Here is a 26,884-nt window from a genome sequence, read left to right on the forward strand (position 1 = left end):
AGGAAAGGATATGTTGGGGATAGCAATGCATACAACAATTGAAACACTTTATAAAAAAGGATTGAATAAGTCTCAAATATCAAGGATGTTAAAAATTGATAGGAAGACTGTAAGAAAGGTTTTGACAGCAATAGAAACCGAAGGTGAGGTTATTAAAAAGACTAGGCCATCAATTTTAGATCCACATAAGGAATATATTCAAATTCAAGCAAATAAAGGCCTGACGGCCAAAAGAATACATCAAGACTTAATAAGAGATTTTAACTTTGATGGAGGTTATGACACTGTTAAAAAATATGTTAAAACAATAAAGGATATCCCTTCTAAGGTATACATGGTTCTTCATTCGCAGCCTGGTGAAGAAGCTCAGGTAGACTTTGGTTATATAGGGACTTTAAAAATAAATAACACATATAAAAAAGCTTGGATCTTTGTAATGACATTAAGCTATTCAAGGTATATGTACGTTCAAATAGTATTTGACCAAAGCGTTAAGACCTTTATTGAGTGCCATAAGGCTGCTTTTAAGTATTTTGGAGGCATCCCACAAAATATAAAAATTGATAACTTGAAGGCTGGTATTTTAGAAACCGACTTCTATGAGCCTGTAATTCAAAAAGAATATGCTGCATTTGCATCTTATTATGGATTTTGGGCGGAGCCCTGCAGAGTTTATACTCCTACGGATAAAGGAAAAGTTGAATCATCTGTTAAATATGTAAAAAATAATTGCTTTAAAGGAAGAGAATTTAAGGATGCTGACGAAGCAAAGACTTTCCTAAAAGAGTGGCTTGATAATATTGCAAATAAAAGAATACATGGAACTACTAAAAAAACACCAATAGAAGTATTCACATCTACAGAAAAGAATAGATTATCATCCCTACCAATTGAGGACTTCGTCCTATCTCACAGCAGTGAGTGTCTTGTAAATACAAACTGCCATATCTCCTATAAAGGTAATTACTATTCTGTACCTTATGGGTTTATCGGACAAACTGTTAAAGTAATAGAAATGAATGGACTTTTAAGGATATTTTTATCCGAAAAAGAAATCGCCCTCCATAGTTTGCAGACCAATGAAAAGGGCAACTTTATAACAGATATAAACCACTATCCTAGAAGTAAGAATATCTCTATTAAGGACATTTTGTCAAGACAAAAATTAGAAATGAGTGAAATAGGAATTCATGCACTGGAATTTTATGAGAAATACTTAAATACCAATCTTAAAAATAGAAAATATGACTATAGAGCAATTTCTGGAGTACTCTCTTTAAGAAAAAAATATGATAGTGGAACTATAAATGAAGCCTGTAAAAGAGCTATAACATTTAATGCTATAAGTTATAAAATGATAAAAAACATCTGTGATAAAGGTGTAGTTTGTGATGAGATACCAGCCCAAAGCTATGTTAACTCTGAAGCTACAGAAATCGCAAGAAGTTTGCATGAATATAATAAATTACTATCAGGGGGAGTAGGAAAGAATGAATGATTTACTTTTATCTAAACTAAAAGATTTGAAACTCTCAGGGGTGATTAAAACCATCGATATGAGGAATGAAGAAGCCATAAAAGATAATTTATCTTTCATGGAGTTTATTGAGTTATTGATAAATGACGAGGTATTAAACAGAAAAAATAATGGTAATACTAAGAGAATTTCTAAGGCAAAGTTCCCACAACATAAATCTTTGGAAGAATATAATTTTAATTATCAACCTACGGTTAATAAAAGATTTATTTATAATTTAGGGACTTGTGAATTTATAAGAAAAAAAGAGAATATAGCATTTATTGGCCCACCCGGAACTGGCAAAACTCATTTAGCGATAGCTTTAGGTTTTAAGGCTATCGCCCAAGGATATAATGTTCTATTTACTACAGTTAACCAAATGCTCGAAGAGCTGTATATGTCTAGAGCAGATAACTCTTTTAACTCAAAAATAAAGAAGTACATATCACCAGATTTACTAATATTAGATGAGCTAGGTTTAAAAAAGCTCACACAAAGCAATGTAGATGATTTTTATGAAATTATCGCTCGAAGATATGAAAATGGCTCTATTATCATTACTACAAATAAGGTTTTTGATGAATGGGGAAGGATTTTTTATGATCCAGTTTTAGCTACTGCTATCTTAGATAGATTCATACATCATTGCCACTTTGTAGTTATAAAAGGTGAGAGTTATAGGATGAAACAAAGAGAAAGTATATTAAAAGAAATCTCCTGTGACGAAAGTCACAAATAATTTTTTATCTAAAGTGGGGAATTTTTAGTCCCATTTTTGAGGAATTTTTATTGACAATAACAGTGAAAATAGTTTTTTCTGTAAATTGCACGTCGGACATAATTTGTTTTAGATAATTTTTAATACTGCTTGTTTGGTTGTCTTGAATCATATAAGAAATAGTTTCAAGATGATTTTTCATATCGTGTCGAATACTTCGTACACGTTTCTGTGTTTCTTTAATATCCTGATAATATTGTTCCTGTAACCGAATCTGATGCTTTAATAATGCTTTTTCAATACCTGTTTGGATCAGATCACTTATCTTTGCAAATACGTAAAATACAATTAGATTCATGAATAAAAAAATAAATAAAAGTAGTAATTCTATTGTACTAAGTTCTTTTCTTCCCATGCTACTAGTTTCAGCTAAATAGGATAATGTGCAAATTCCAAATAAGCTCATAAGAGGAATGGCTAATAATAATATCCATATTTTTATAGGTAATTTAAAGCTAGAAGAAATTTTAATTCTGCATACAATTTCAATAAAACCTACAAAAATAATATGAGGAAAAAATATTACTGCACCTCCGATGGAGTTCTTATCTGGCACAAAAATTTCCGCTATCATAAACGAACAAAACAGCGTGGAAAATGAAATCGACATTAGCACAACTCCAAACAATATCTTATTTTGCTTATTTGCAGGATAAAATTTCAACAGAAAGAGACTAAGTAAAGATATGCCCCATAACGCTGTAAAAGTTGCATAGGGTCCAGATGCAGCGATAATAATAAGTACTATCACTATATAATACCATATATTTTTTTGTGGACTTCCATATAAATATTTCATATATTTACTGATGATTGCTAAATCAAATAAGTTTATTAATAAATATAATACAAATATTGCAATATAAATGGCTATCTTCCACATCTCCATTCTAAGTATTTTAGATGCTGTTCTTTAACATCTTTTCTAAATCTCCTACTTATAGATAGACAGATATTATTTTTTAAAATCACTTGACTTGCATCAATTAATTTCACATGCTCCATATTAACTAAATATGATGCGTGTATTTGAAAAAATAGTGTCATATCTATCTTTTCTTTGACTTCTGAAATCTTCGAATAAAACTGATACTCTTCCTGCAATGTAACAATCCGAACTTTTCTTCTATTTCCCTCAAAAAATAGAATTTCCTCAAAAGGTACTTGAATCACTGCCTTTTCCTGTTTGAAAAAAAAGATTTGTTTCATAGTATGGATATATTCAATTGCTTCTCCTAATACCTTATTAAGTGCTTTTCTATCTATTGGCTTGACCAAAAATCGAAAAGGCAGTACATCAAACACTTGATAAACATACTCCTTATAATTAGTAATAAAAATAATTAAGGCATTTTTATCATGTTGACGAATATATTTTGAGGTTTCTATCCCATTTTTTCCTGACATTTCGATATCCATAAAGTAAATATTAAAGAATTGATTTTCACTTTCTATAAAATGGATTAAATCTCTACCTGATGTGAAAACTTCACAGGTAATATGTTTTAATGGTAAAGTGTCAATATAATCTTCTATATATGAAGCCATATTTATGTTATCATCACAAATTGCTATTTTCATAATAACATGCCTTCTTTCCTTCCGCCATTATCATAGTAATCCTAACAAAATTTGAATCTGAGCCTTGTTGATTACGAATTAATTACCCTATCAACCTAGCTACAAGAACACTTCTTTTTACAAATAAATTTTAACCTTATCAAATTATATTATCAATATACAAGATATCTTTTATATTAAAAATAAAAATTCTATATAGTTTATATTTTAAACTATATATATCAATTTAATATTAAAATTTATGATTATATCAAAATATAAAATCGAGGCTATAAAATTCAATTAATTTCTTGACCTTCTTTGACTTTTCAACTTTGACTTTCTTTGACCTTTGTTTTATTATATATACAAGATAAATTAAACTTAGTATTAAGGAGGTAATGTATATGTTTGAGATGATCCCTTTTAGAAAAAATAACAATTCTTTAGGAAAGAGAAGTGATTATTTCGATACATTTTTCGAAAACTTTTTAACCGATAATTTCTTTTCACCATCAATTTCTAATAGAGATTTTAAGGTTGATGTAAAAGATACTGAGAATGCCTATTTAATAGAAGCTGATCTTCCTGGAATAAATAAAGAAAATATAGATGTAAGTTATGATAATGGTTACTTAACTATAACTGCTAAACGTGAAGACATTATAGAAGATAAGAAAGATAACTATGTAAGACGTGAAAGATCTTATGGCGAATTTAGACGAAGCTTTTATATTGATGACGTAGATGAAAATAACATTCAAGCTAAATTTGAAAATGGAGTATTAATGTTAAATCTTCCAAAAGCTGAATCAAAAAAACAAAAGAAAATTGATATTCAATAGAATATTATAAAAAAAGAGAGGATTTTATAAAACCCTCTCTTTTTTTATAATTACTCCTGATGTATAACATCTAATCTTCCAAACTTACTGTATTGTCCAAGCCAAGCAAGTTTGACTGTACCTACCGGACCATTTCTTTGCTTTGCAATAATACATTCAGCTACATTTTTATCTTCTGTCTCTTTATTATAATATTCATCTCTATACAAAAACATAACAAGGTCAGCATCCTGTTCTATTGAGCCAGATTCTCTAAGGTCAGAAAGCATAGGTCTGTGATCCGCTCTTTGCTCAGGTGCACGTGATAACTGAGATAGTGCTATAACAGGGCAATGCATCTCTTTTGCCAATGCCTTTATGGACCTTGAAATTTCTGAAACTTCTTGTTGTCTACTTTCAGAATTACTTCCGCTCATAAGTTGAAGATAGTCAATAACAATCATATCTATTCCATGCTCTATTTTCAATCTTCTACACTTAGAACGCATTTCCATAACTGAAACTCCAGCAGTATCATCTATATATATCTTTGAAGCTGCAATAGGGCCTGATGCCTTAGCTATTCTTTCCCAATCATTGTCTTCTAGCTCCCCTGTCCTTAACTTTAACATGTCTATATTTGCCTCAGCACAAAGAAGTTTATATGCTAATTGCTCCTTTGACATTTCCAGTGAAAATATTACTACACTTTTTCCTTCCCTAATAGCAGCATACTGGGCTATGTTTAAAGCAAATGTAGTTTTACCCATAGAGGGTCTTGCCGCTATAAGTATCATATCTCCTGGTTGAAATCCTGAAGTTTTAGCATCTAATTCTGGGAAACCAGTAGGTACTCCCGTTGTCTCTCCTTTATTATTGAACATTTTTTCTATTTGTTCGAAACCTCTTTCAAGTACTATGCTAATTGGTTCAAAATCACTTGAGGTTTTCTTTTGTGCTATATCAAATACTCTTTTTTCTGCTCCATCTAGTACTCCAGCAACATCATCTTGTTTTGTATAACTCTCTTCCATTATCTCTGCTGAAGCTTTAATAAGCTTTCGTAAAATAGACTTATCTTCAACAATTTTTACATAAGAATTAAGGTTACTTGTAGTTTCTATAGAAGCGGGAAGTTCTGTTACATAGGTAATTCCTCCAACAGCTTGTAGCTTTTCTGTAGCATTTAAATGCTCTATTAGAGTTACAGTATCAACAGGAATATCCTTTGAGTACAATTCTAATATAGCATTAAATACAATTTTATGACTTTCTCTATAAAAGTCTTCTCCTTTTAAAACTTCTGCTGCTTGAGCTATAGATGTTTTATCTTTAATCATACATCCCAATACTCTTTGTTCTGCCTCTATATTATTAGGCGAAACTCTAAGATGTGATTCCATTGGCGATCTCCCCTAATTTTAAAATTTAGAGTTGTTTCTCTGGAAAAGCTATTTCTATCAACTCTTCTATATTATCAACTGCTTTAACTTCAATATCATCTAATCCTGATGGCACTTCTTTTAAGTTGTCTTTTGGAACTACTACAAGTTTTATACCTTTTCTTCTTGCTCCATATACTTTTTCAAAAATACCACCAACAGGTTTAATCTTACCTCTTAAGGATATCTCACCAGTTATTGCAATATCTTGCCTAATTGGTTTATTTAAAAGTGCACTTATTATACAAATAGTTATTGCTGCACCGGCTGAGGGACCATCAATTCGCCCTCCACCTACTATATTTACATGTATATCATAGTCATTTATATCTTTATCTGTTATTTTTCTTATAACAGAGGCTGCATTAACTACAGAATCCTTTGCCATACTTCCAGCTGTATCATTAAATCTTACAACACCTTTTCCTTTTTCCTTAGCATTAAATACTGCAGTTTCTATTTCTATTGTTGAACCTATATATCCACTGACACCAAGTCCATATACATGACCAGCTTCATACTCCTCTTCATTTGAGACTTGCTCAAATGGAATAATTCTGCTTATAGATATTACCTCTTCTATATCTTTTATAGATATCTTAATATTGTTTATAGATTTAACCTTTTTGTTATAAAGTATATATCCATAAGTATCCGCTAGTATATTTACTGCTTTTCTTCCTTCTATTGTATATCGACTTATAAGTTCAGCTACTCCATTTTCTAATTTTATATCTAATTTTTCAGCTGCATTTTCTACTATTTTTTCTATTTCTTTAGGAGACAGAGGTTCAAAGTAAACTTCTGCACATCTTGATCTTAATGCAGGGTCTATATCCTTTGGTTCTCTAGTTGTAGCACCGATAAGTACAAAATCTGCTGGTGCTCCATTTTCAAAAAGATATTTTATATATTTAGGCACATTCTCATCATCTGGATCATAGTAAGATGATGAAAACTCCACTCTTTTATCCTCTAAAACCTTTAACAATTTATTTTGAAGAATAATATCAAGTTCTCCTATTTCATCAATAAATAAAACGCCACCATGAGCCTCTGTTACAAGCCCTGGCTTTGGCTCTGGAACTCCCACTTCAGCTAAATCTCTTTTACTTCCCTGATATATTGGATCATGTACTGATCCTAGAAGTGGATTTGTAATTTCTCTTGGATCCCATCTAAGTGTTGTTCCATCTACCTCAATAAATTTTGCATCTTCATAAAAAGGAGTATACTTTAATTTTTTTACTTCTTCTAAAGCTAGTCTTGCTGCTGTAGTTTTTCCTACACCTGGAGGTCCATATAAAATAATATGCTGAGGGTATGGCGATGCAATTTTTGATAATAGGGATTTAATTGCTCTTTCCTGCCCTACTATTTCAGAAAATTCTTGTGGTCTTAATAATGCTTGAATATTATTAGATAATTTTCTTGCATCTAACATTTCTAATTTAGCATATTTTTTAAGTGTTTTAGCATTTTCTGGACCCTTCTTCTTTCTTATAATACCAAGTCTAACTTCATCTATATACTTTTCTTGCTTGTCAATAACAGCCTGTTCAACTTCCCTTTCGATGTTATTTTCAATATATTTCTTTGCTACAGTATCTACAAAACACTTATTAGTGCTTTCTATAGCTTCTTGTAAGCTTTGCTCATCAGGAACTACCTCAATCCCTTTGCCATCACTAACTATTTTATTTATTGCATATATTCTTTTATATAAATCATTACTATGCAAATGTTTATTTAACTTATATTTTATAATTCTAGATCTTATAGTTTTTTCATCTATTATTTTTCTCATTAAGTCATCTAATACATTTACCTGTACTTCAAAAGGTATATTATCTTCTAAAAATTCGGCTGTTCTTTTTGTTTCATCATCTAATAATGGAAATTTCAATATTATTCCCCTCAAGAAATCCATACTTTAAGGAATTTTCTTTTAGGTGTCCCCCCTTTATCCTTATTCGTTACTGCTCTACAATAACAACCTTAACCTTAGTAGATATTTCAGGATATAGTTTTATTTCTACTTCGTAAATACCTAGTTGTTTTATTGTATCTGTTACTATTTTCTTTTTATCTATTTCAAGATTATATTGTTTGTTTAGCTCGGCTGCTATATCTTTGCTTGTTATTGCTCCAAACAATCTTCCATTTTCTCCAGACTTACCAAACATCTTTACTTCTTTATTTCTTAGAAATTCTGCTAATTTTTGTGCAGCTTCTATCTCTTCTAGCTTCTTCTTTCTTTCTGCTTCTTTTTGTTTATTTAAAATATGCATATTAGAATCTGTTGCTTCCTTAGCTAATCCTTTTGGTAGTAAAAAGTTTCTTGCATATCCATCTGATGCATTTATTACTTCTCCCTTTTTTCCTTGTCCTTTAACATCTTTTAATAATATTACTTTCATTACTCCTCACCTTCCCTTAAGTATTTATCAATAGCCTGCTGAAGTTGTTCTTTAGCTTCCTCTATAGAAACATCTTTTAATTTTGCTCCTGCTATGGTCATATGCCCCCCGCCACCTAATGTTTCTAATATTACTTGAACATTTATATCGCCAAATGATCTGCCACTTATAAATACTTCATCATCTATTTTAGCAAGAACAAATGACACTTGAACACCTGTAATATTTAGTAATTCATCCGCTACTTGAGCAGCTAATACATTATCTTTAATATCTGGTGGACATAGGGCAATGGCTATATCATTATTTACTTCAGCTAAACTTATAATCTCAGCTTTTTTAAGATATGTTTCAAGATGCCCAGCAAACATTTTCTTTACATCTATTATATCAGCACCTAATTGCCTTAAGTAAGCTGCAGCTTCAAAGGTTCTGACTCCTGTTTTAAAATAGAAATTTTTTGTATCTACGTAAATTCCTGCAAGCATCATTTCTGCTTCAATAGAACTTATATATTTCTTAGGATTTTCTATCATGTATTGAAGCATTTCTGAAACTAGCTCACAAGTAGAAGAAGCATAAGGCTCTATATAATTTAAAAGTGCTCCCTCAACAGCATTTGTAGATTTTCTATGATGATCTATCACAACCATTCTACCTATTTTATCTACTATGGCTTCATTTTGAACATATTCTCTACTGTTTACATCTACAAGTATTAATAAACTATTTTTATCATATGTGGCTATGCATCTTTCCTCTGTAATAAACATTTTATCATATAAATTGTTCTTTTTAATTCTTTCAATGGCATTTTCTATTCCACTATTAACATTATCTAATATAATGTGGCCATCCTTTCCAAGTGCCTTAACCATACTATAAATTCCTATAGCTGCTCCAAGAGCATCTATATCCGGATTTATATGTCCCATTATATATATGTTGCTACTCTCATTTATTAGATTAACTAGGGCGTGAGCAATAACTCTTGCTTTTACCTTAGTTCTTTTCTCAACTTCTTTAGTTTTTCCACCATAAAATTGTAATTTATCCTTTAACTTAACTACTACTTGATCTCCACCTCTACTTAATGCAAGCTCTTTAGCCCACATTGCAAGTTCGTAATTTTGCAATGGTGTCTTACCTTCACAACCAATTCCTGCACTTAATGTAACTGCTAATTTATTACCAAAATTTATTTCTCTTATTTCATCTAATATGTCAAAGTTCTTTTCCATCTCATTCTTTATATTTTCATAATAAGTAATTATTGCATATTTGCTAGATGAATACTTAATTATCATAGCATTTAATGCTTGAGCATAGTTTTTAATTGTTCTTTCTATTTCTGCTGACAGAATTAACGCTTTGTCCTCTTCAGTTGTTTTAAGCACATCATCTAAATTATCTACTTCCATAAGAATTATTGAATTCTTCTTATCTTCATTTTCTTTTATTAATTCAAATTCTTTAGTTACTTCATAAAAATATAAAAGTATTACTTTACCATTATTATTTATTGAATTATCGTTTACATTTGTAAATATGTTATAATATTTGTTATTAATTTTTACATACTTGAATTCTACATTTTCCTTATTTAAAATTTTATCAATATTTACTTCTTCTATTAAATCCCTTATATTCTTGCCCAGAGTATCCTTTTTTCCAAGGATATTAAAAAAGCTTTGATTGTACCATAGCACATTTCCTTCCAAAGCAATTATAGCTAATGCAAAAGGAGAATTTACTAATACGGCCCTTGTAGAAATATCCATCATAGATGAAAAATCTTCTACAATCTTTTCCCATTCGTAATTTCTTATTTTTGATACTCTAATATTGTAAATTACAAGAATTATATAAAATATTAGTAATATACTTCCTATAATATAATGTTTAAATATAAAAAAAATAGCTATAAGTATTCCAATAATTAAAATATATAACTTACTCTTTTCAGCAAAATGATTATTGTTCATACTATTCCCTCGATTTAATTTTTCTTATTGGATCTGGATCTAGTTTTCTAGAATTCAATATTATATCCATAAGTCCAAATAAAGAATATAAGTTTGAAAAGATAGGCACAAATAACATTACTATTAAAATTAAAAATGTAACACCTCTAGATGCTTTAGCTTTCTCCCTTAATAGATATGCACAGTATGCCATTCCATCAAGAGTAAGTGTTAATGTTACAAGAAAATTAGCTATTGTAAACATATAAGATGCTTTATTTATACCTTTAGAATTTAGTATTATGCCTACAGCTGCAATTATTATAAGTAATGCCTCAAGTTTATTAGGTATATAAACTCTACTAAATGGAATTATATCCTTTACTTCATATTTTAATCTTTTCAAAATTTTATGTGTAATTAAATAACTTACATATGATTGAATCAAGCTACTTATAATAAAAATCATAGGTATAACTACAAGTAAAGTTTCTATGTTAATATAACTTATAAATTGATCTAAATAATCAATTGCCTCTTTTGGAGCATTAACTTGTATATATATATCTTTAGATGCTTCCAATGATTGTTTAAACTGGTTAACTATAAGGTTTAAATACTCCTTAATCCCTTTATTACTCATAACTTTCGCATATATTATGAATCTGCTTATATTACCTAATACTGCTGCTATAGCAACAATTATTATTGTAACTCCACTATTTTTTTTATTCTTTATACAGTATCCTAAGCTTATCCCCACGACACCATAGATAATACCTGATGTTAAACCTGATATAGGGTTATATGTAAATGCAGTTACTATAATACTCATTATAACAGTGATAAGTGCTATCTTATAATTATTCTTTATATAGATTATTGTAATAGGAATAGGCAAAATAAACATACCTAAATCAGATATAACTGGTATATATGCTGTTGCCATTATAATAATTAAAGTTATTGCAAACATAATACCTATTTCAGCTATTACTTTTGCCGTATAATTTTTATTTTGCATTTTTCCCTCCATTAAATTCTATCTTTAATATGTTTATAAAGTCTACTTAGGTCTTTATTTTCTTTCTCTATTATATCTTCTTCTGTTATTCCAAGCTTTAACTTTCTTTTTATATCCTCATCTACTGCTACATGAGAATACCCTAACCTTTCTGCTAGTAGATATAAAACTATTATTGCCCCGGAAATACATTCTAAAATCGCATCTTGAGCAACATTACTTCCTTTTGCCAATAATTTATAAAAGTCTCCTATAATGCATAGAAGTTCAGCTTTTAGGTTTTCTATAATCTTTATATTTGACATAATATTAAAATCTTCATTTTTCATATAACACCATCTCCTATATGATCCTATATCTATTGTGAACTCTCTATATATATTTTAGTTATTTTTCCCTACTTATGCAACTTTAGTTTTATTAAGCAATATATAGGTAATATAAAAAGCAGTGCCTCTTGACACTGCTTTATGTTCTTCTTAGTCTGTTGTAAATGGTAATAATGCTAAGTTTCTAGCTCTCTTAATAGCTACTGTTAATTCTCTTTGATGTTTTGCACAGTTACCAGAAATTCTTCTTGGAAGTATCTTTCCTCTTTCAGTAACGTACTTTCTTAGCTTATTTACATCTTTATAATCTATAGAAGAAGATTTATCTGCACAGAATGAACAAACCTTTTTTCTTCTTCTTTTTGTATTCTTCTTATTTAATGCCATACTTTTCCCTCCTTACCTGTTAAAAATCAAGAATTAGTTAAAATGGTATATCACCATCATCAATTGGAGTAATATCATCATCATACTCCGGCTGATTAAAGTTTTCAAAATTATTTAGTGGAGCTGCATCACTTATTCCTGAATAAGATGGTTCTGTTCTATTTAGGTTAGTATTTCTTGGCTCCAAGAATTGTACCTCATCAGCAACAATTTCTGTTACATACCTTCTAGTACCATCTTTAGCCTCATAAGATCTAGTCTGTATAGAACCACCGATTCCTACCATTCTTCCCTTACCTACGTAGTTTGCTGTATTTTCAGCTTGTTTACCCCAAACTACTATAGGAATAAAATCAGCCTCTGGTTGCCCTGGGCTTTTAAATCTTCTGTTTACAGCTAAAGTAAAGGTAGCAACGGCTTTTCCTGTTCCCGGAGTAAATCTTAACTCTGGATCTTTTGTCAACCTACCTACTAAAACAACTCTATTCATCTTTACACCACCTACTATTTTTCAGGATTGATAACCATGAATCTTATAACTCCATCTGTAATTCTGAATATTCTTTCTAATTCTTTAGGTAATTCAGGATTAGATTTAAAGTTCATTAGAGTGTAATATCCTTCATTGATCTTTTCGATAGGATAAGCTAACTTTCTTCTACCCCATTCATCAACGTTTTCAACTACTCCTCCACCATTTTCTATTACACCTTTAAACTTTTCTATGTTAGCTTTTATAGCTTCCTCTTCTAAAGATGGGTGTAATATAAATATTGTTTCGTAATTTCTCATCAATTTCACCTCCTCCCCATGGACTAACGGCCGTGATTGTAATAAATTCTAAATCACAGCAGGGACCACATTTTCTTATTTTATCATCTTGAAGTTTAAAAATCAAGCAATTATTTCTGTTTATCTTTTATTTCCTCAAATTTTTGTTATTCTTTCGGCAAATTTTGCTTTACTATTTTTTTAACCGCTTTTTCAAATTTATTTCTAGGAATCATTACTATTCTATCGCAGCCTATGCACTTTATTTTTATGTCAGCTCCTAATCTTATTATTTCCCATTCTTTGCTTCCACAGGGATGCACTTTTTTCATTTCTACTATGTCTCCCAAATAAAATTCTTTCTCCATACAATTAACTACTCCTTCACAAACTTTTATTTAACTTGCTTTCCATTCTTCTTATATAAATTATATATACAATTATATAATAAGTTAATATATAATATAAATAATATGTAAACATTTGTTTAACTATTTTAAGGAGCATTTAAGTTTATGAATTTATTTAATATTTTAAAATCTTTAATTTCAGGTTACTTAACTGGTCTAGTAATTTCTATACCTTTAGGTCCTTCAGCTATAGAATCTGTTAATAGAACTATTTCAAGTGGCTTTAAAGAAGGTTTTATGGTATCCATAGGTGCAATAAGTGCAGATATGACTTATTTAATTTTAATCAATTATGGTATACTAAATATTCTGCAAAGACAAAAGAAAACAGAGGCTTTATTTTGGTTATTTTCTGGAATAATTTTACTAATAATTACTCGTAAATCATATAGAAATAATGACAATAAATTACAAGATATTTCAAATAATAATAAAAAAATTTCTTTTTTGTCAGGATATATGATAACGCTTACCAATCCTATGACTTTAACCTTATGGTTAGGACTAAGCGGAACTGCTCTTAGAGCATGGCAATACGTTGGTAAATTCTATTACTATATATTTATATTATCTATATTATTCGGTATGATAACTTGGTTTTTTTCTTTAAATTTGCTTGCTTTAAAAGGTTTTAAAATGCTTAGAAATGATCATTCCAAAAATGTATCTGAGTTAATGAATATTTCTATATATGTTTTAGGTATAGGATTTATTATATTTGGACTAATTCAGTTTATCAAATATATATAAAACGTTTATATAAATTATTGACAATATTCTGAATAAAAAACCTCATTTTGGTAAACAATTTTTACAAAGGAGGTTTTTTCATCGTGAGTAAGTATACACTAAATTCTGTAGAAATAGATTCAGTTTACAAATTGAGAGATATACTATCTTGTAAGATCTCAAAGAGTTTAAAAGATAATCGACAGGTTATTTTCTTATGTATAGGTACTGATAGATCCACAGGAGATAGTTTAGGCCCTCTGATAGGTTATAAATTGAAAAATCTCATTAGTAACAACTTTAGTTTATATGGAACTTTAGAGAATCCTGTCCATGCTAAAAATCTTTGCTCAGTAATCGAAGAAATTAACTCTAAATATAATAACCCTTATATAATAGCTATTGATGCTTGTCTTGGTAATCTACAAAATATAGGTAACATTATTGTTGAGGATAAACCTCTTTCACCAGGTGCTGCTATGAACAAACAATTGCCTAAAGTTGGTAATTTAAGTATAACAGGAATTGTCAATATTTCTGGAACATTAGAATTCATGGTCCTCCAAAATACGAGATTATATACCGTTATGCATTTAGCAGATGTTATTTCTAGAGGTATTTATCATTCTATATTAAAGACTATTGGTAGTAAAAAAGCTCCAAACTTTAACATTGCATTAGCTAATACAGTAGAAAATCTTAAAGCAAAATATAAATAACTCCTAAGAAAAAAGTTTCTTAGGAGTTATTTATATTTATATGCTTTATTTATATGCCTTATTTAAAGCATCTTCTAAAACTTCTATTTCTTCATCGGATAAATCATATCTTGAAATACCATTATCTATAGGTTTAGCATATACTGTACTATCATTTCTTCCATATATTCCAGTAAGAATTATTCCATCATTTTTATCATCTAATAATGCTATAGAAAAACTCAAGTCACTTCCAATATCATCAAAAGCTTTGTATCTTAATATAGATACCTTTTGTACACATTTTTTAATTTTTTCTTCTAAATTATTTTGATATTCTTTTATTTCTTCAGCTTCATCTTTGAATTCATCTATGTTATTTAAGTATCCAACTATAATTTCTTCTAAATTTTTATTATTCATACCCCTAGTTAACTTTCTATATCTTGCTTCTAGCCTATTAATAGATTTTAAAGCAACTATCACCATTATTAATAGTATTATAACTAAAACAGAAAGTCCTATTATTATGTATGGTTGCAAAGAATTTAATACTTCTAGTAAATCGCTCATCAAAATGTCCTCCCTAATTGTTTCACGTGAAACATTATATATTTAATATATCAATAATTCTTTGAAGATCTTCTTCTGAATAATATTCAATTTGAATTTTTCCTTTATTACCTTTTGAAGTTAATACAACTTTTGTATTAAATAAACCCTCTAGCTTTTGTTTTATATCACTAACATATAGATTGTTATCTTTACGTTTTTCTGCAGCTTTCTTAGGTTTATTCATGTTTTTTATTAACATCTCAACTTGCCTAACACTTAATTGATCATCAATTATAGATTGCGCTATTTGATATTGAGTTTCCCTATCTTCTATACCTAGCAATGCTCTGCCATGTCCTTCAGTAATGACCCCATCTACTAAATACTCTTGAACTCTTTTATCTAAGTTCAGCAATCTCATGCAATTTGCAATAGCAGTTCTAGATTTTCCTATTCTTTTGCTAAGCTCTTCTTGAGTAAGAAAAAACTCATCAATTAACTTTTTATATGCTATAGCTTCTTCTATAGGATTTAAATCTTCTCTTTGAATATTTTCTATTAATGAAACTTCTAAAACTGATTTATCGTCTAAATCTAAAATAACTGCTGGTACCTCTTTTAATCCAATACTTTTTGCTGCTCTCCATCTTCTTTCTCCAGCTATAATAGAATATACATTTCCTTCTTTTTTAAGTACTAAAGGTTGGATAATTCCATGTTCTTTAATAGATTCAGCTAGCTGCATAATTTTTTCTTCAGCAAAATTTTTTCTTGGTTGTTCACTGTTTGCTTTTATCAGATTGATAGATACTTTTAATATAGATTCATCTTTAGAATTTTCTTCTGGTATTAGTGCACCTAGTCCTTTTCCTAAACCATACTTTTTATTCAACAGTTATTCACACTCCTTGCTTTTCTAAAAATTCTTTTGCTAAGTTTTCATATGCTTCAGATCCTCTACACTTGTCATCATATAGCATTATAGGTAATCCAAAGCTAGGAGCTTCGGCTAATCTTATATTTCTTGGTATACTTGTATTATAAACCTTGTCTTTAAAATATTTATTAACTTCAGCAGCAACTTCATTACATAATTTTGTTCTATTATCATACATGCTCATAACTACGCCTTCAATCTCTAAATCTTTATTTAGAGATCGCTTTACTAATTGAATTGTATTTATTAATTGGCTAACTCCTTCTAAAGCATAAAACTCACATTGAATTGGTATTAAAACACTATCTGCTGCAGTCAACGCATTTATTGTTAAAAATCCTAAGGAAGGAGGGCAATCTATAAATATATATTCAAACTTATCTTCTAATTTTTTTATCTTTTCTCTTAAAATTATTTCTCTTTCTTCTTTATCAATTAACTCTATTTCTGCTCCTACTAACTCCATATTAGATGGAACTATGTAAAAATTATTTATCAATTCACTTTCAAACATAACATCCTCAATTGAAATATCTGATGTTATTACATCATAAATCGAATGATTCAATTTATTCTTATCAATTCCAAGTCCACTTGTAGTATTACCTTGAGGATCTATATCAATAGTTAACACTTTATGACCATTCATAGCTAGGTTAGCACATAAATTAATATTAGTAGTTGTTTTACCAACTCCCCCTTTTTGGTTAAAAATGCACACAACTTTCACTTTTGTTTCCCCCTAACTTACAACAATTTTATATTGATATATAATATTTATAAGCATTAGGTAATTTTTTAACTTTGTAATAAGCTTATAAACTATTATCTAGCACACTAAATACCTACTACGTCTAGTTGCATAATACTTTAATATTAGTATCTTTAAATATATGATAAACAGAGTTCTTGGCTTCAGATGGAGTTTTTAATCTCTCTGAAGCTTAGAAATCGCTATCCAAGGACGCAGCCGCTCCTTACTCCCACTTTGAAGAAAAGCAGAGAGTCCAAATCTTTGATTTGGTGCGAATCGCTTTCACAGAGTGCGATAAGAGTATTAGAGCGAGTAGTCATCGGATAAATTAAAGTAATTACTATGTTTGTCCATTTCTATTATATATACATTATAATCTCTAATAGAAAATTTATAAAGTGGAACTTAGTAAAGAATCAGTATAATTTTCAATTATCAGGGAGTATTTTAAATAAAAACACCTAAAATTTCATATTAGAAATTTTAGGTGTAATGTTTCACGTGAAACATAATTAAATCTATATAAATACTTATATTAATAAATTAATAAGTATAATTATTTTTTAGGTATTGTTATAGTAACCTGTATTTTATCCTCTAGTTCTTTTGTCCTATAGGTGGCTTGTACACCATATTTATCAAATACTTGCTTTACAGTATTTACATAAACCTTAGGGCTGAATATTCCTTTTATTTTCTTTTTGCCATCTGAAGCTAATTCTTTACCACTTAACTTTAATAGTTCTCTATCAATTAATTGCTCAGTATTTTTTACATTCATTTCTTTACTAATTACTATTTTAAGAACTTTATTCTGTAATTCAACTGTAGGTAATTTTAAAAGAGCTCTCGCATGTCTTTCTGTTAAATTATTTTCTAATACTTTTTCTCTTATTTTTTCATCTAATTTAAGTATTCTCATTTTATTAGCAATAGTAGATTGTTTTTTTCCTATAATATTAGCTAATTGATCTTGAGTATAATTATGCTCTTTTATAAGATTATAATATGCTTCTGCTTCTTCTATAAAATTTAAATCTTCTCTTTGAAGATTTTCTAATAATGCAATTGCTGCAGAATCTTTATCAGAAATATCAAGAACTATAACTGGTACTTCATTAAGTCCAACTTTTTTTGCTGCTTTAAATCTTCTTTCACCTGCTATTAATTCATATTTATCATCACTTATTTTTCTAACTGAAAGTGGTTGAATAATTCCATATGCTTTTATAGATTGAGCTAATTCATCAATAGTATCATCGTTAAAGTATTTTCTAGGCTGGTAAGCATTTGGAACAATCAAATCTGTAGAAATGTAACTTATATCTTTTTGCATAATCCCCATCCCTCTATCAACTTAATAATTTTATTTATATATTATAAAGGCTTTTTCCCAATTACCCCTGCTTTTCTAGGATATTGTTTAGGTGTATTTTTAATTTTTTTTATTATTACTAAATTATGATTTAAATCACTATCTTCTATCTCGATTTTTATAATATCTTCAATTTTTCCACCTAGTAATGAGATTGCCTTTTTAGCCTCAGTAACCTCATCGTCAACAGAAGGACCTTTTAATGCTACAAAATAGCCTCCTACTTTAACATAAGGAATACATAGCTCAGATAATACTGCTAAATTAGCAACTGCTCTAGAAACAGCAGCATCAAATTTTTCTCTATATAAAGAATCTCTTCCAAATTCTTCTGCCCTACCATGTATAGTTCTTACATCTTTAATATCGATATTAAATAAAATATTATCTAATACATTTATTCTCTTTCTTAAAGAATCTAGTAATACCATTTCTAAGTCAGGTTTAATTATTTTCATAGGTATTCCTGGAAAACCCCCGCCAGTACCTACATCAATAATTTTATTAGCCTTCTTTAATGGTTCAAATTTAAATATTTTTATTGAATCAATAAAATGTTTCTTTACTATCTCTATATCTTCTGTTATTGCTGTAAGGTTGACCTTTTCATTCCATTCTTTTAACAAGTCTTTATACTTAATAAATTGATTATATTTATTATCGTCAAAACTTAATTCTATACTATCAGAAGCAGCTTTTAAAATATCATAATATTCTTTATCCATACTCAACTACCTTTACTCCTCCTCTTTATTGGACTTTCTATTAAATTGTTCAAGTGCCACTAAAAGGACAGATATATCAGCTGGAGACACCCCTGAAATTCTTGATGCCTGACCTAAGTTTACTGGTTTCATCTTATCAAGTTTTTGAATAGCTTCTGTTCTAAGGCCTCTAATTTCTTTATAATCAAACTTTTCCGGAATAAGTTTATTTTCCATTCTTTTGAATTGTTCCACTTGTTCTAATTGTTTTTGTATATATCCTTCATATTTCGACATAGTGTTAACTTGCTCTTGTATATCCTGTGGAAGTTCTTGTCTTTCATTGTCTAATGATGAAACCATAAAGTAATTAAGTTCTGGTCTCTTAATTAATTCGTAAAGACTTATAGGTTTTTTCAATGGTACGGAGTTTATCTCTTCTAAAAACTCATTTACTTCATTCTTATTTGTTATTTGAAGTTTTTTTATTCTCTCAATTTCTTTTTCTATAGATATCTTTCTTTTCAAAAACTTTTCATATCTTTCTTCATTAACAAGTCCAATCTTATGCCCAATTTCTGTAAGTCTTAAATCTGCATTATCCTGCCTTAAAAGTAACCTATATTCAGCTCTTGAAGTCATCATTCTATAAGGTTCTTCAGTTCCTTTAGTTATAAGATCATCAATCAATACGCCTATATAGGCATCAGATCTTTTTAAAACTAGTGAATCCTCACCTTTTATCTTTAAAGCTGCATTTATACCTGCAATTAATCCTTGGCAAGCCGCTTCTTCATAACCAGAACTTCCATTCATTTGACCTGCTGAAAATAATCCATCTATATTTTTAAGTTCTAAAGTCAATTTTAATTGAACAGGATCTATACAATCGTATTCTATTGCATATGCAGTTCTCATCATTTGAGCATTTTCTAATCCTGATACAGTTCTCATCATTCTGATTTGAACTTCTTCTGGAAGAGAACTAGACATTCCTCCTACATATAATTCTTCAGTGTTTTCTCCTTCTGGTTCAATAAATAATTGATGTTGAGGTTTTTCTGGAAATCTCATAATTTTATCTTCAAAAGACGGACAATATCTTGGACCAACACTCTTAATTGATCCATTATATAATGGTGATCTATCTATATTATCTAAGACTACTTTCTTCGTTTCTTCATTAGAATAAGTTAAATAGCATGATATTTGTTCTCTATCAATATTCTCACTCATAAATGAAAAAGGTACTATTTTTTCGTCTCCTTTTTGTTCAATCATCTTTGAAAAATCCACAGATCTTCTATTGATTCTTGCTGGGGTTCCTGTTTTAAATCTTCTCAACTTTATACCATGTTTAATTAAATTATCGGACAAAATATATGCTCCTGATAGTCCACTTGGACCACCTTCATAGTTAATTTCTCCAATAATTATTCTAGACTTTAAATAAACTCCTGTACAAAGTATTATAGCTTTGGTCTTGTAATAAGCACCTGTTCTAGTAATAACTCCTTTAACTTTATTATCTTCTATATCTAATTCTACTATCTCAGCTTGTTTTAAATCTAAATTATCCGTAGTTTCTAAAATATGTTTCATTCTTTCTGAATACTTTTTTTTGTCAGCTTGAGCACGTAATGAGTGTACAGCTGGTCCTTTAGATGTATTTAACATTCTAGACTGGATAAATGTATGATCAATATTTATTCCCATTTCTCCACCTAGAGCATCAATTTCTCTTACTAAATGTCCTTTAGCAGTCCCTCCAATATTAGGATTACATGGCATCATAGCCACACTTGCTAAGTCTGTAGCACACACTAGTGTCTTTACACCTAGTCTTGCACCGGCAAGCGCTGCTTCACATCCAGCATGACCTGCACCTATAACAACAATATCATATTCTCCTGCAAAATAACTCATACTTTCCTCCTTTATTTCCCTAAACAAAACTTAGAGAATATTTTATCTATAATGTCTTCTTCAACAGTATCTCCAGTAATATCCCCTAATTGTTTCCATGCATTTCTTAAGTCAATTGATGCTAAATCTATAGCAAAAGTATTATCTAATACGTTATTAGCAGCATTTAAGTTTTCTTTTGCTCTAATTAATGCTTCTTTATGCCTTGTATTTGTTATCATTATCTCCTTAGACTTAACTTCTCCTTTAAAGAAAAGCTCTTTTACGGCTTCTTTAAATCTATCTAAGCCTTCTCCAGTTTTTGCAGAGACTTTAATAATATAGTTTGAATTTAATTCTTTTAAGTCATCTTTATCTATTTTAAATTCCAAATCAATTTTATTCAACAAAACAATATATTTTTTATCTTTAATATATTCGATTATTTCTTTATCTTCATCACTTAATTTTCTACTAATGTCTAAAACTAATACTATAAGATCTGCACTAATTATCTTCTCTTTTGATCTTTCAACACCTATTTTCTCTACAATATCCTCAGTATCTCTAATTCCTGCCGTATCTACTATTTTTATAGGTATTCCATCTATATTTATATATTCTTCTATTATATCTCTTGTTGTCCCAGGAACATCAGTAACTATTGCTCTAGTTTCCATTAATAATGCATTTAATATAGAGGATTTGCCTACATTAGGCTTACCTACAATTACAGTACTTAATCCTTCTCTTAGTATTTTACCTTCATCTGCACTTACTAATAATTCATCTATTTCATTTATTATTCCATTTATATTTTTCTTTGACTTATCTGCAGTTACTTCTTCTAAATCATCTTCTGGATAATCTACAGTAGCTTCTATATGGGCAATAACTTCTAACAGCTTATCCCTAAGCTTCATTATTTCCCGGGAAAGCTTTCCTCCTGATTGTTCTAATGCTGATTTTGCACTTAATTCTGTTTTAGCAGTAATTATATCTATTACAGCTTCTGCTTGACTTAAATCAATTCTTCCATTTAAAAACGCTCTTTTAGTAAATTCCCCTGGTTCAGCTAGTCTTGCTCCTGCTTTTATAACTTCTTCAAGTATCCTTCTAGTAACTATAACTCCACCATGACAGTTTATCTCAACAGTATCTTCTGCTGTAAAACTTTTAGGTCCTTTCATATAGCTTACAATAACCTCATCTAATTCTTCTCCGCTTTCTTTATCTATAATAAATCCATATCTTAAAGTATAAGTCTTAATATCATCTAATTTTCTAGTATTTTTACCCTTAAAAATACTACTAACTATGCTTAAAGCCTTATTTCCAGATACTCTTATAATTGATACTCCGCTTTCACCAATATTAGTCGCTATAGCAGCTATTGTATCAAATTCTTTCATTTTTTCCATCCTTTCTAAACTTCTAAGTTTTTATTCTTACAAACAGTATTGTAAGCTTTAAGTAGAATTTTAAACTATACTTAAAGCTTAGAGTAGATTATCTATCTCCATATGGCTACTTATGATAAACATAAGAATTCTAACATCCTAAGTATATTTAAACTTGGAAGCCAGTGATAATAGCTATCAGATAAAATTAAAAGAAAGCCACTAGGCTTTCTTCTTTAAATCAACAACAACTTTTCTATATGGCTCTTCACCTTCACTATATGTTACTATTGATGAATCATTTTGTAGGGCAGAATGAATTATTCTTCTCTCATAAGGATTCATTGGCTCTAGTCTAACAGGTTTATTAGTCTTCTTTACTTTTAAAGCTATCTTTCCAGCAAGTCTTTTTAAAGTCTCTTCTCTCTTAGCTCTATAGTTTTCAGTATCTAAATTAACCCTTTTATATGGTCCTTCATTATTCCTATTAACAACTAAACTTACCAAATATTGAAGTGAATCTAGTGTTTCTCCTCTATAACCTATGATCAATCCCATGTTAGGTCCTATAAGATTTATCTTTAAAACATTATTTTCTTCTTTAACTTTTATCTCAGCTAATACTCCCATGGAATTTAATACATCTCTTAAAAATTTTCTTGCATCTTCTTTATAATCTTCTTTGATTGTTACTTCTATTCTTGCGTCTTTACCCTTAAATATTTTAAATAATCCTTTACTACCTTCATCGATTATCTTTATATCTACTTTATCTTCGGTTAAATTAAGCTCTTTTAAAGCATTTTGTATTGCTTCCTCAACAGTTTTACCTGTCATTTCTATACATCTCATGTTTTTAAAGACACCTGCCCTTCCCACTCTTAAAATAAGGCAAATTTCTATTCACTATTTTATCTTCTCTTTTGCAACTTTTTTAGCTTCCATTTTCTTCATAAGTAGTGTTTGACCTATTTGGAACAAACTATTTGTTACCCAATATAAAACTAATGCTGATGTAAATTTAAAACTCATAAACGTTATTAGAACAGACATACTTATTCCCATAGTCATTGTTTGTTTAGCTTGAGCATTGTTTCCTTTTGGTGTCATCATTATAGTGGAATAGTAAGTTAATGCTCCAGATAAAACTGGTAAAATCCAAGTTGTTGGGTTAGATGTTGCTCTTCCCATTAATTGAAGTCCTAAAAATGTTACAGTATTTATATTCGGATCTATTGTACTTAAATTATTAAATACATAATATAAAGCTATAAGGATAGGCCATTGAATTAAAAGAGGAAGACATCCTCCTAATGGGTTTACCCCTCTCTCTTTATAGAGTTTCATTAATTCTTGTTGTTGTCTTTGTGGATCATTTTTATATTTAGACTGCATTTGTTTAATTTCAGGTTGTATTTCATTTAACATAACTTGCGATCTTATTTGCTTATAATTTAGCGGAAATAATAATAATCTTATTATTATTGTAACTAAAATTATCGTTAACCCATAAGATATATTTGGATTACCTATAACGCCATGAACAGCACTATGTATATTGGTGAAAAACTTAATAAAAGCGTTATTCAACCAGCTAGTTTTAAGTGCAAGCATTGCATAACCACTGATAAAAGAAATTTCCAATTCAAGACCTCCTTAAATTATTTAACCGGGTCATATCCCCCTGGGTTTAATGGATGACATTTTAATATTCTTTTTATAGACATAATCCCACCCTTGAATGCTCCATACTTTTCTATAGCTTCTATAGCATACTGAGAACAAGTTGGATAAAATCTACAGCTAGGCTGTTTTAGAGGAGATATATACTTTCTATAAAATTTTATTAAATTAATGATAATCTTTTTCATAATTAATCATATAAACCTGCCTTTTTTAATAGGTTTATAACTGCATTTTCTATTTCATTATAACTTTTTCCTTTTGTAGTATTCCTAGCGATAAAAACTAAGTCATATCCTTTTTTCAACTTTTCACTATTCAATCTGTAACTTTCGCTAATCAGTCTTTTTACTCTACTTCTGACTACACTATTTCCAACTTTTTTACTGACTGATATTCCCACTCTGTTTTTGTCAACATTAAAGCTATTAGTAAATATATATAAAACTAAAAAATAATTAGAATATGATTTTCCTCTTCTGTATACTCTTCGAAATTCAGCATTTTTTCTTATCCTATTTTCTCTTTTCATTTATATAAGTGCTCCTTTTTTTCTGCAATTGCAGAAAAAGGCCACTAAAGCGGCCCTTATGCTGTCAATTTCTTTCTTCCTTTTTGTCTTCTTCTTCTAAGAACGTTTCTTCCTGATAAAGAACTCATTCTTTTTCTGAAACCATGTTCTCTTTTTCTTTGTCTTCTCTTTGGCTGATAAGTCATTTTCATTGGTATACACCTCCTTATAGCTAACTGCCTTTAACTCTTCTATATGAATAGTTAGTAAATTCATAGCGTCTTTAGTCCTAAAAGTAGTTTTACTATTAAATTATATATATACACCTTAGTAATGTCAAGATTATGCTTTATTGTTGATAATTTTTTTGTTTTTAAATTTTTTTGTGGATAAGTCCTTGAATACAAGTTGTTCTTTTGATATTATTATTGTTGAATTGTTGATAATTTGTTTTTAATATTAGTTATACACAGTTTGTGGACAATTCTGTGCATAACTTGTTCAACTCTTTATAAAATCAATGTTTATCTTTTAATTTTAGACTGATTATCTTATTTTATTCATAACTTTACTTGTTGATAATATATATTTTTTTTCTGTTAATAATTTTTATATTTTTTTAAATTCAACAATATTATGCACATGTGAATATTTTTTTATTTATTTGTCAACAACCTATACTAATGGCTATTAAGTTGTTAGTAAGTTGTTCATTTTTTGTTAATTGCACATTATTACCACTAAAAAATTTTTATTTTTTTATTATAGTAGACTGGAGGCCAAAGAATGAATGCCCAACTAGAACAACTATGGACAAAAACTTTAAATATAATCAAAGGCGAACTTACTGAAGTAAGTTTTAATACATGGATTAAAAGTATCATACCACTCTCTATAGAAGGAAATATTCTAAAATTAGAAGTTCCGAATGATTTTACACGAGGCATTCTTGAGAGTAGATATAAGGATTTAATTATTAACGCCATTAAACTTGTTACTTCTAAAAAATATAATATTGAATTCTTAATTTCGTCAGAAGAAAACTCTAATACTGAGAAAAAATCTACTAATAATCAAAAAGATACCAATATAGTAGCTAATGATGAAATGACTTCTACTTTAAATCCAAAATACACCTTTGATTCTTTTGTTATAGGTAATAGCAATAGATTTGCTCATGCAGCATCACTTGCTGTTGCTGAAGCTCCAGCCAAAGCGTATAACCCTTTATTTATATACGGTGGTGTGGGTCTTGGGAAAACCCATTTAATGCACGCTATAGGTCATTACATATTGCAAAATAATCCAAAGGCAAAAGTAGTATATGTTTCTTCTGAAAAATTTACTAATGAACTAATAAATTCTATTAAAGATGATAAAAATGTTGATTTTAGAAATAAATATAGAAATGTAGATGTTCTATTGATAGATGATATTCAATTTATTGCAGGTAAGGAAAGAACTCAAGAAGAATTTTTCCATACTTTTAATGCTCTTCACGAAGCAGATAAGCAAATTATATTATCTAGTGATAGGCCGCCAAAAGAAATTCCTACTCTCGAGGATAGACTTCGTTCTAGATTCGAATGGGGCTTAATTGCTGATATCCAGGCACCTGATTTTGAAACAAGGATAGCTATCCTAAAAAAGAAAGCAGATGTAGAAAATTTAAATATACCTAATGAAGTTATGGTTTATATTGCTAATAAGATAAAATCTAACATTAGAGAACTTGAAGGAGCTTTAATAAGAATAGTTGCCTATTCTTCTTTAACTAATAAAGAAATTAGTGTGGAATTAGCTGCCGAAGCTCTAAAAGATATAATATCCAGCGAGCAAAATAAACAAGTTACAATTGACCTTATCCAGGATATAGTTGCTAACTACTTTAACTTAAAAATAGATGAACTAAAATCCTCTAGGCGCACTAGAAACATAGCTTTCCCTAGGCAAATTGCTATGTACTTAAGTAGAAAGCTTACGGATATGTCTCTTCCTAAGATAGGTGAAGAATTTGGCGGACGTGATCATACTACAGTAATTCATGCTTATGAAAAAATATCAACTAATTTAAAAAAGGATGAATCTTTAAAAAATGTTATAAATGATTTAACTAAAAAAATAAACAATAAATAATTCATAAACATATGTTTATAATAGTTATTTAATTTAATGTGGATAAAATTATGATATATTAAATTCGTA

At 29.1% G+C, this 26,884-nt stretch carries 30 protein-coding genes; 6 read left to right on the plus strand and 24 right to left on the minus strand.

Features of this window, described 5'->3' with window-relative positions; translation table 11 throughout:
- Positions 1-25: 25 nt before the first annotated feature.
- Positions 26-1,498, plus strand: coding sequence for an IS21 family transposase (gene istA, locus ACWW38_RS09610; RefSeq protein ID WP_456260430.1), 1,473 nt, complete (start codon positions 26-28; stop codon positions 1,496-1,498).
- Positions 1,491-2,258 (plus strand): IS21-like element helper ATPase IstB, encoded by a 768-nt coding sequence (gene istB, locus ACWW38_RS09615; RefSeq protein ID WP_456257365.1) that lies wholly within the window; start codon positions 1,491-1,493, stop codon positions 2,256-2,258. Before istA ends, istB begins: the two co-directional genes overlap by 8 nt.
- A 4-nt stretch (positions 2,259-2,262) precedes the next feature.
- Here the strand turns inward: istB and ACWW38_RS09620 are convergent, their stop codons facing one another.
- Entirely contained in the window at positions 2,263-2,853 is a 591-nt protein-coding gene (locus tag ACWW38_RS09620; protein WP_456257366.1) for a hypothetical protein, read from the minus strand.
- Between the two features lie 314 nt (positions 2,854-3,167).
- Positions 3,168-3,878: a LytR/AlgR family response regulator transcription factor gene (locus tag ACWW38_RS09625; RefSeq protein WP_456257367.1), complete on the minus strand. Its 711-nt coding sequence runs from the start codon at positions 3,876-3,878 to the stop codon at positions 3,168-3,170.
- 386 nt (positions 3,879-4,264) lie between these two features.
- On the opposite strand from ACWW38_RS09625, the gene hsp18 reads away from it, so the two are divergent.
- A complete protein-coding gene (hsp18, locus tag ACWW38_RS09630; RefSeq protein ID WP_456257368.1) occupies positions 4,265-4,702 on the plus strand; it encodes a heat shock protein Hsp18 in 438 nt (145 codons plus the stop codon).
- 50 nt (positions 4,703-4,752) lie between these two features.
- On the opposite strand, the gene ACWW38_RS09635 is transcribed toward hsp18, so the two are convergent.
- The 10 genes from ACWW38_RS09635 to ACWW38_RS09680 all read right to left on the minus strand — a co-directional run bounded on the left by ACWW38_RS09635 (position 4,753) and on the right by ACWW38_RS09680 (position 13,386).
- Positions 4,753-6,084, minus strand: coding sequence for a replicative DNA helicase (locus ACWW38_RS09635; protein ID WP_456257369.1), 1,332 nt, complete (start codon positions 6,082-6,084; stop codon positions 4,753-4,755).
- Between the two features lie 25 nt (positions 6,085-6,109).
- Entirely contained in the window at positions 6,110-8,053 is a 1,944-nt protein-coding gene (gene lonC / locus ACWW38_RS09640) for a Lon family ATP-dependent protease (RefSeq protein ID WP_456257370.1), read from the minus strand.
- A 46-nt stretch (positions 8,054-8,099) separates the two neighbouring features.
- Positions 8,100-8,543, minus strand: a complete 444-nt coding sequence (rplI, locus tag ACWW38_RS09645; RefSeq protein ID WP_456257371.1) for a 50S ribosomal protein L9 — start codon at positions 8,541-8,543, stop codon at positions 8,100-8,102.
- A complete protein-coding gene (locus ACWW38_RS09650; RefSeq protein WP_456257372.1) occupies positions 8,543-10,528 on the minus strand; it encodes a DHH family phosphoesterase in 1,986 nt (661 codons plus the stop codon). The genes rplI and ACWW38_RS09650 overlap by 1 nt, the downstream gene beginning before the upstream one ends.
- A gap of 1 nt (position 10,529) precedes the next feature.
- Positions 10,530-11,531, minus strand: a complete 1,002-nt coding sequence (locus ACWW38_RS09655; RefSeq protein ID WP_456257373.1) for a YybS family protein — start codon at positions 11,529-11,531, stop codon at positions 10,530-10,532.
- An 11-nt stretch (positions 11,532-11,542) separates the two neighbouring features.
- The gene (locus tag ACWW38_RS09660; protein ID WP_456257374.1) at positions 11,543-11,860 is read right to left on the minus strand and encodes a MazG-like family protein; all 318 of its coding nucleotides are present in this window, start codon (positions 11,858-11,860) and stop codon (positions 11,543-11,545) included.
- A gap of 150 nt (positions 11,861-12,010) precedes the next feature.
- A complete protein-coding gene (gene rpsR, locus ACWW38_RS09665; RefSeq protein WP_456257375.1) occupies positions 12,011-12,247 on the minus strand; it encodes a 30S ribosomal protein S18 in 237 nt (78 codons plus the stop codon).
- 37 nt (positions 12,248-12,284) lie between these two features.
- Positions 12,285-12,737: a single-stranded DNA-binding protein gene (locus ACWW38_RS09670; RefSeq protein ID WP_456257376.1), complete on the minus strand. Its 453-nt coding sequence runs from the start codon at positions 12,735-12,737 to the stop codon at positions 12,285-12,287.
- Between the two features lie 14 nt (positions 12,738-12,751).
- A complete protein-coding gene (rpsF, locus tag ACWW38_RS09675; protein ID WP_456257377.1) occupies positions 12,752-13,039 on the minus strand; it encodes a 30S ribosomal protein S6 in 288 nt (95 codons plus the stop codon).
- A gap of 146 nt (positions 13,040-13,185) precedes the next feature.
- On the minus strand, positions 13,186-13,386 hold the full coding sequence (locus ACWW38_RS09680; protein ID WP_456257378.1) for a DUF951 domain-containing protein: 201 nt from the start codon (positions 13,384-13,386) through the stop codon (positions 13,186-13,188).
- Between the two features lie 147 nt (positions 13,387-13,533).
- On the opposite strand from ACWW38_RS09680, the gene ACWW38_RS09685 reads away from it, so the two are divergent.
- On the plus strand, positions 13,534-14,178 hold the full coding sequence (locus tag ACWW38_RS09685; protein WP_456257379.1) for a LysE family translocator: 645 nt from the start codon (positions 13,534-13,536) through the stop codon (positions 14,176-14,178).
- A gap of 80 nt (positions 14,179-14,258) precedes the next feature.
- Positions 14,259-14,876, plus strand: coding sequence for a spore protease YyaC (yyaC, locus tag ACWW38_RS09690; RefSeq protein WP_456260445.1), 618 nt, complete (start codon positions 14,259-14,261; stop codon positions 14,874-14,876).
- A gap of 45 nt (positions 14,877-14,921) precedes the next feature.
- Here yyaC and ACWW38_RS09695 read toward each other — a convergent pair whose 3' ends face one another.
- The 12 genes from ACWW38_RS09695 to rpmH all read right to left on the minus strand — a co-directional run bounded on the left by ACWW38_RS09695 (position 14,922) and on the right by rpmH (position 24,891).
- Positions 14,922-15,428, minus strand: coding sequence for a DUF4446 family protein (locus tag ACWW38_RS09695; protein WP_456257380.1), 507 nt, complete (start codon positions 15,426-15,428; stop codon positions 14,922-14,924).
- Between the two features lie 34 nt (positions 15,429-15,462).
- On the minus strand, positions 15,463-16,302 hold the full coding sequence (locus ACWW38_RS09700; RefSeq protein ID WP_456257381.1) for a ParB/RepB/Spo0J family partition protein: 840 nt from the start codon (positions 16,300-16,302) through the stop codon (positions 15,463-15,465).
- 7 nt (positions 16,303-16,309) lie between these two features.
- Positions 16,310-17,077: a ParA family protein gene (locus ACWW38_RS09705; protein WP_456257382.1), complete on the minus strand. Its 768-nt coding sequence runs from the start codon at positions 17,075-17,077 to the stop codon at positions 16,310-16,312.
- A 580-nt stretch (positions 17,078-17,657) separates the two neighbouring features.
- Positions 17,658-18,437 carry a nucleoid occlusion protein gene (gene noc / locus ACWW38_RS09710; protein ID WP_456257383.1) on the minus strand — a complete coding sequence of 260 codons (780 nt, stop codon included), beginning with the start codon at positions 18,435-18,437 and terminating at the stop codon, positions 17,658-17,660.
- A gap of 41 nt (positions 18,438-18,478) precedes the next feature.
- Complete coding sequence (rsmG, locus tag ACWW38_RS09715; RefSeq protein ID WP_456260446.1) at positions 18,479-19,201, minus strand: 16S rRNA (guanine(527)-N(7))-methyltransferase RsmG; 723 nt, start codon at positions 19,199-19,201, stop codon at positions 18,479-18,481.
- A gap of 12 nt (positions 19,202-19,213) precedes the next feature.
- Positions 19,214-21,106, minus strand: a complete 1,893-nt coding sequence (mnmG, locus tag ACWW38_RS09720) for a tRNA uridine-5-carboxymethylaminomethyl(34) synthesis enzyme MnmG (RefSeq protein ID WP_456257384.1) — start codon at positions 21,104-21,106, stop codon at positions 19,214-19,216.
- A gap of 11 nt (positions 21,107-21,117) precedes the next feature.
- On the minus strand, positions 21,118-22,497 hold the full coding sequence (gene mnmE / locus ACWW38_RS09725; protein WP_456257385.1) for a tRNA uridine-5-carboxymethylaminomethyl(34) synthesis GTPase MnmE: 1,380 nt from the start codon (positions 22,495-22,497) through the stop codon (positions 21,118-21,120).
- A 210-nt stretch (positions 22,498-22,707) separates the two neighbouring features.
- Positions 22,708-23,337, minus strand: a complete 630-nt coding sequence (gene jag / locus ACWW38_RS09730) for an RNA-binding cell elongation regulator Jag/EloR (RefSeq protein WP_456257386.1) — start codon at positions 23,335-23,337, stop codon at positions 22,708-22,710.
- A 54-nt stretch (positions 23,338-23,391) separates the two neighbouring features.
- Positions 23,392-24,099, minus strand: coding sequence for a membrane protein insertase YidC (gene yidC, locus ACWW38_RS09735; RefSeq protein ID WP_456260447.1), 708 nt, complete (start codon positions 24,097-24,099; stop codon positions 23,392-23,394).
- A 47-nt stretch (positions 24,100-24,146) separates the two neighbouring features.
- Complete coding sequence (yidD, locus tag ACWW38_RS09740; RefSeq protein ID WP_456257387.1) at positions 24,147-24,356, minus strand: membrane protein insertion efficiency factor YidD; 210 nt, start codon at positions 24,354-24,356, stop codon at positions 24,147-24,149.
- Positions 24,357-24,358: 2 nt separating this feature from the next.
- Positions 24,359-24,700, minus strand: a complete 342-nt coding sequence (gene rnpA, locus ACWW38_RS09745) for a ribonuclease P protein component (RefSeq protein WP_456257388.1) — start codon at positions 24,698-24,700, stop codon at positions 24,359-24,361.
- Positions 24,701-24,756: 56 nt separating this feature from the next.
- Positions 24,757-24,891, minus strand: coding sequence for a 50S ribosomal protein L34 (rpmH, locus tag ACWW38_RS09750; protein WP_456257389.1), 135 nt, complete (start codon positions 24,889-24,891; stop codon positions 24,757-24,759).
- A 574-nt stretch (positions 24,892-25,465) separates the two neighbouring features.
- Between rpmH and dnaA the strand changes: the two genes are divergently transcribed.
- Positions 25,466-26,815 carry a chromosomal replication initiator protein DnaA gene (dnaA, locus tag ACWW38_RS09755; protein ID WP_456257390.1) on the plus strand — a complete coding sequence of 450 codons (1,350 nt, stop codon included), beginning with the start codon at positions 25,466-25,468 and terminating at the stop codon, positions 26,813-26,815.
- The last annotated feature ends 69 nt before the right edge of the window (positions 26,816-26,884 follow it).

It is taken from the genome of Clostridium sp. JNZ J1-5 (assembly GCF_053901425.1).

Bases quoted from the DNA above. Each gene is read 5' to 3' on its own strand.
- dnaA (WP_456257390.1), top strand. From the start codon at position 25,466: ATGAATGCCCAACTAGAACAACTATGGACAAAAACTTTAAATATAATC.
- ACWW38_RS09625 (WP_456257367.1), bottom strand. From the start codon at position 3,878: ATGAAAATAGCAATTTGTGATGATAACATAAATATGGCTTCATATATA.
- yidC (WP_456260447.1), bottom strand. From the start codon at position 24,099: ATGCTTGCACTTAAAACTAGCTGGTTGAATAACGCTTTTATTAAGTTT.
- ACWW38_RS09695 (WP_456257380.1), bottom strand. From the start codon at position 15,428: ATGAGCGATTTACTAGAAGTATTAAATTCTTTGCAACCATACATAATA.
- ACWW38_RS09655 (WP_456257373.1), bottom strand. From the start codon at position 11,531: ATGCAAAATAAAAATTATACGGCAAAAGTAATAGCTGAAATAGGTATT.
- jag (WP_456257386.1), bottom strand. From the start codon at position 23,337: ATGAGATGTATAGAAATGACAGGTAAAACTGTTGAGGAAGCAATACAA.
- ACWW38_RS09680 (WP_456257378.1), bottom strand. From the start codon at position 13,386: ATGGAGAAAGAATTTTATTTGGGAGACATAGTAGAAATGAAAAAAGTG.
- mnmE (WP_456257385.1), bottom strand. From the start codon at position 22,497: ATGAAAGAATTTGATACAATAGCTGCTATAGCGACTAATATTGGTGAA.
- rpsR (WP_456257375.1), bottom strand. From the start codon at position 12,247: ATGGCATTAAATAAGAAGAATACAAAAAGAAGAAGAAAAAAGGTTTGT.
- mnmG (WP_456257384.1), bottom strand. From the start codon at position 21,106: ATGAGTTATTTTGCAGGAGAATATGATATTGTTGTTATAGGTGCAGGT.
- rsmG (WP_456260446.1), bottom strand. From the start codon at position 19,201: ATGGATAAAGAATATTATGATATTTTAAAAGCTGCTTCTGATAGTATA.
- istB (WP_456257365.1), top strand. From the start codon at position 1,491: ATGAATGATTTACTTTTATCTAAACTAAAAGATTTGAAACTCTCAGGG.
- istA (WP_456260430.1), top strand. From the start codon at position 26: ATGCATACAACAATTGAAACACTTTATAAAAAAGGATTGAATAAGTCT.
- ACWW38_RS09670 (WP_456257376.1), bottom strand. From the start codon at position 12,737: ATGAATAGAGTTGTTTTAGTAGGTAGGTTGACAAAAGATCCAGAGTTA.
- noc (WP_456257383.1), bottom strand. From the start codon at position 18,437: ATGCAAAAAGATATAAGTTACATTTCTACAGATTTGATTGTTCCAAAT.
- ACWW38_RS09660 (WP_456257374.1), bottom strand. From the start codon at position 11,860: ATGAAAAATGAAGATTTTAATATTATGTCAAATATAAAGATTATAGAA.
- rnpA (WP_456257388.1), bottom strand. From the start codon at position 24,700: ATGAAAAGAGAAAATAGGATAAGAAAAAATGCTGAATTTCGAAGAGTA.
- rplI (WP_456257371.1), bottom strand. From the start codon at position 8,543: ATGAAAGTAATATTATTAAAAGATGTTAAAGGACAAGGAAAAAAGGGA.
- lonC (WP_456257370.1), bottom strand. From the start codon at position 8,053: ATGGATTTCTTGAGGGGAATAATATTGAAATTTCCATTATTAGATGAT.
- ACWW38_RS09635 (WP_456257369.1), bottom strand. From the start codon at position 6,084: ATGGAATCACATCTTAGAGTTTCGCCTAATAATATAGAGGCAGAACAA.
- ACWW38_RS09685 (WP_456257379.1), top strand. From the start codon at position 13,534: ATGAATTTATTTAATATTTTAAAATCTTTAATTTCAGGTTACTTAACT.
- hsp18 (WP_456257368.1), top strand. From the start codon at position 4,265: ATGTTTGAGATGATCCCTTTTAGAAAAAATAACAATTCTTTAGGAAAG.
- ACWW38_RS09650 (WP_456257372.1), bottom strand. From the start codon at position 10,528: ATGAACAATAATCATTTTGCTGAAAAGAGTAAGTTATATATTTTAATT.
- rpmH (WP_456257389.1), bottom strand. From the start codon at position 24,891: ATGAAAATGACTTATCAGCCAAAGAGAAGACAAAGAAAAAGAGAACAT.
- rpsF (WP_456257377.1), bottom strand. From the start codon at position 13,039: ATGAGAAATTACGAAACAATATTTATATTACACCCATCTTTAGAAGAG.
- yidD (WP_456257387.1), bottom strand. From the start codon at position 24,356: ATGAAAAAGATTATCATTAATTTAATAAAATTTTATAGAAAGTATATA.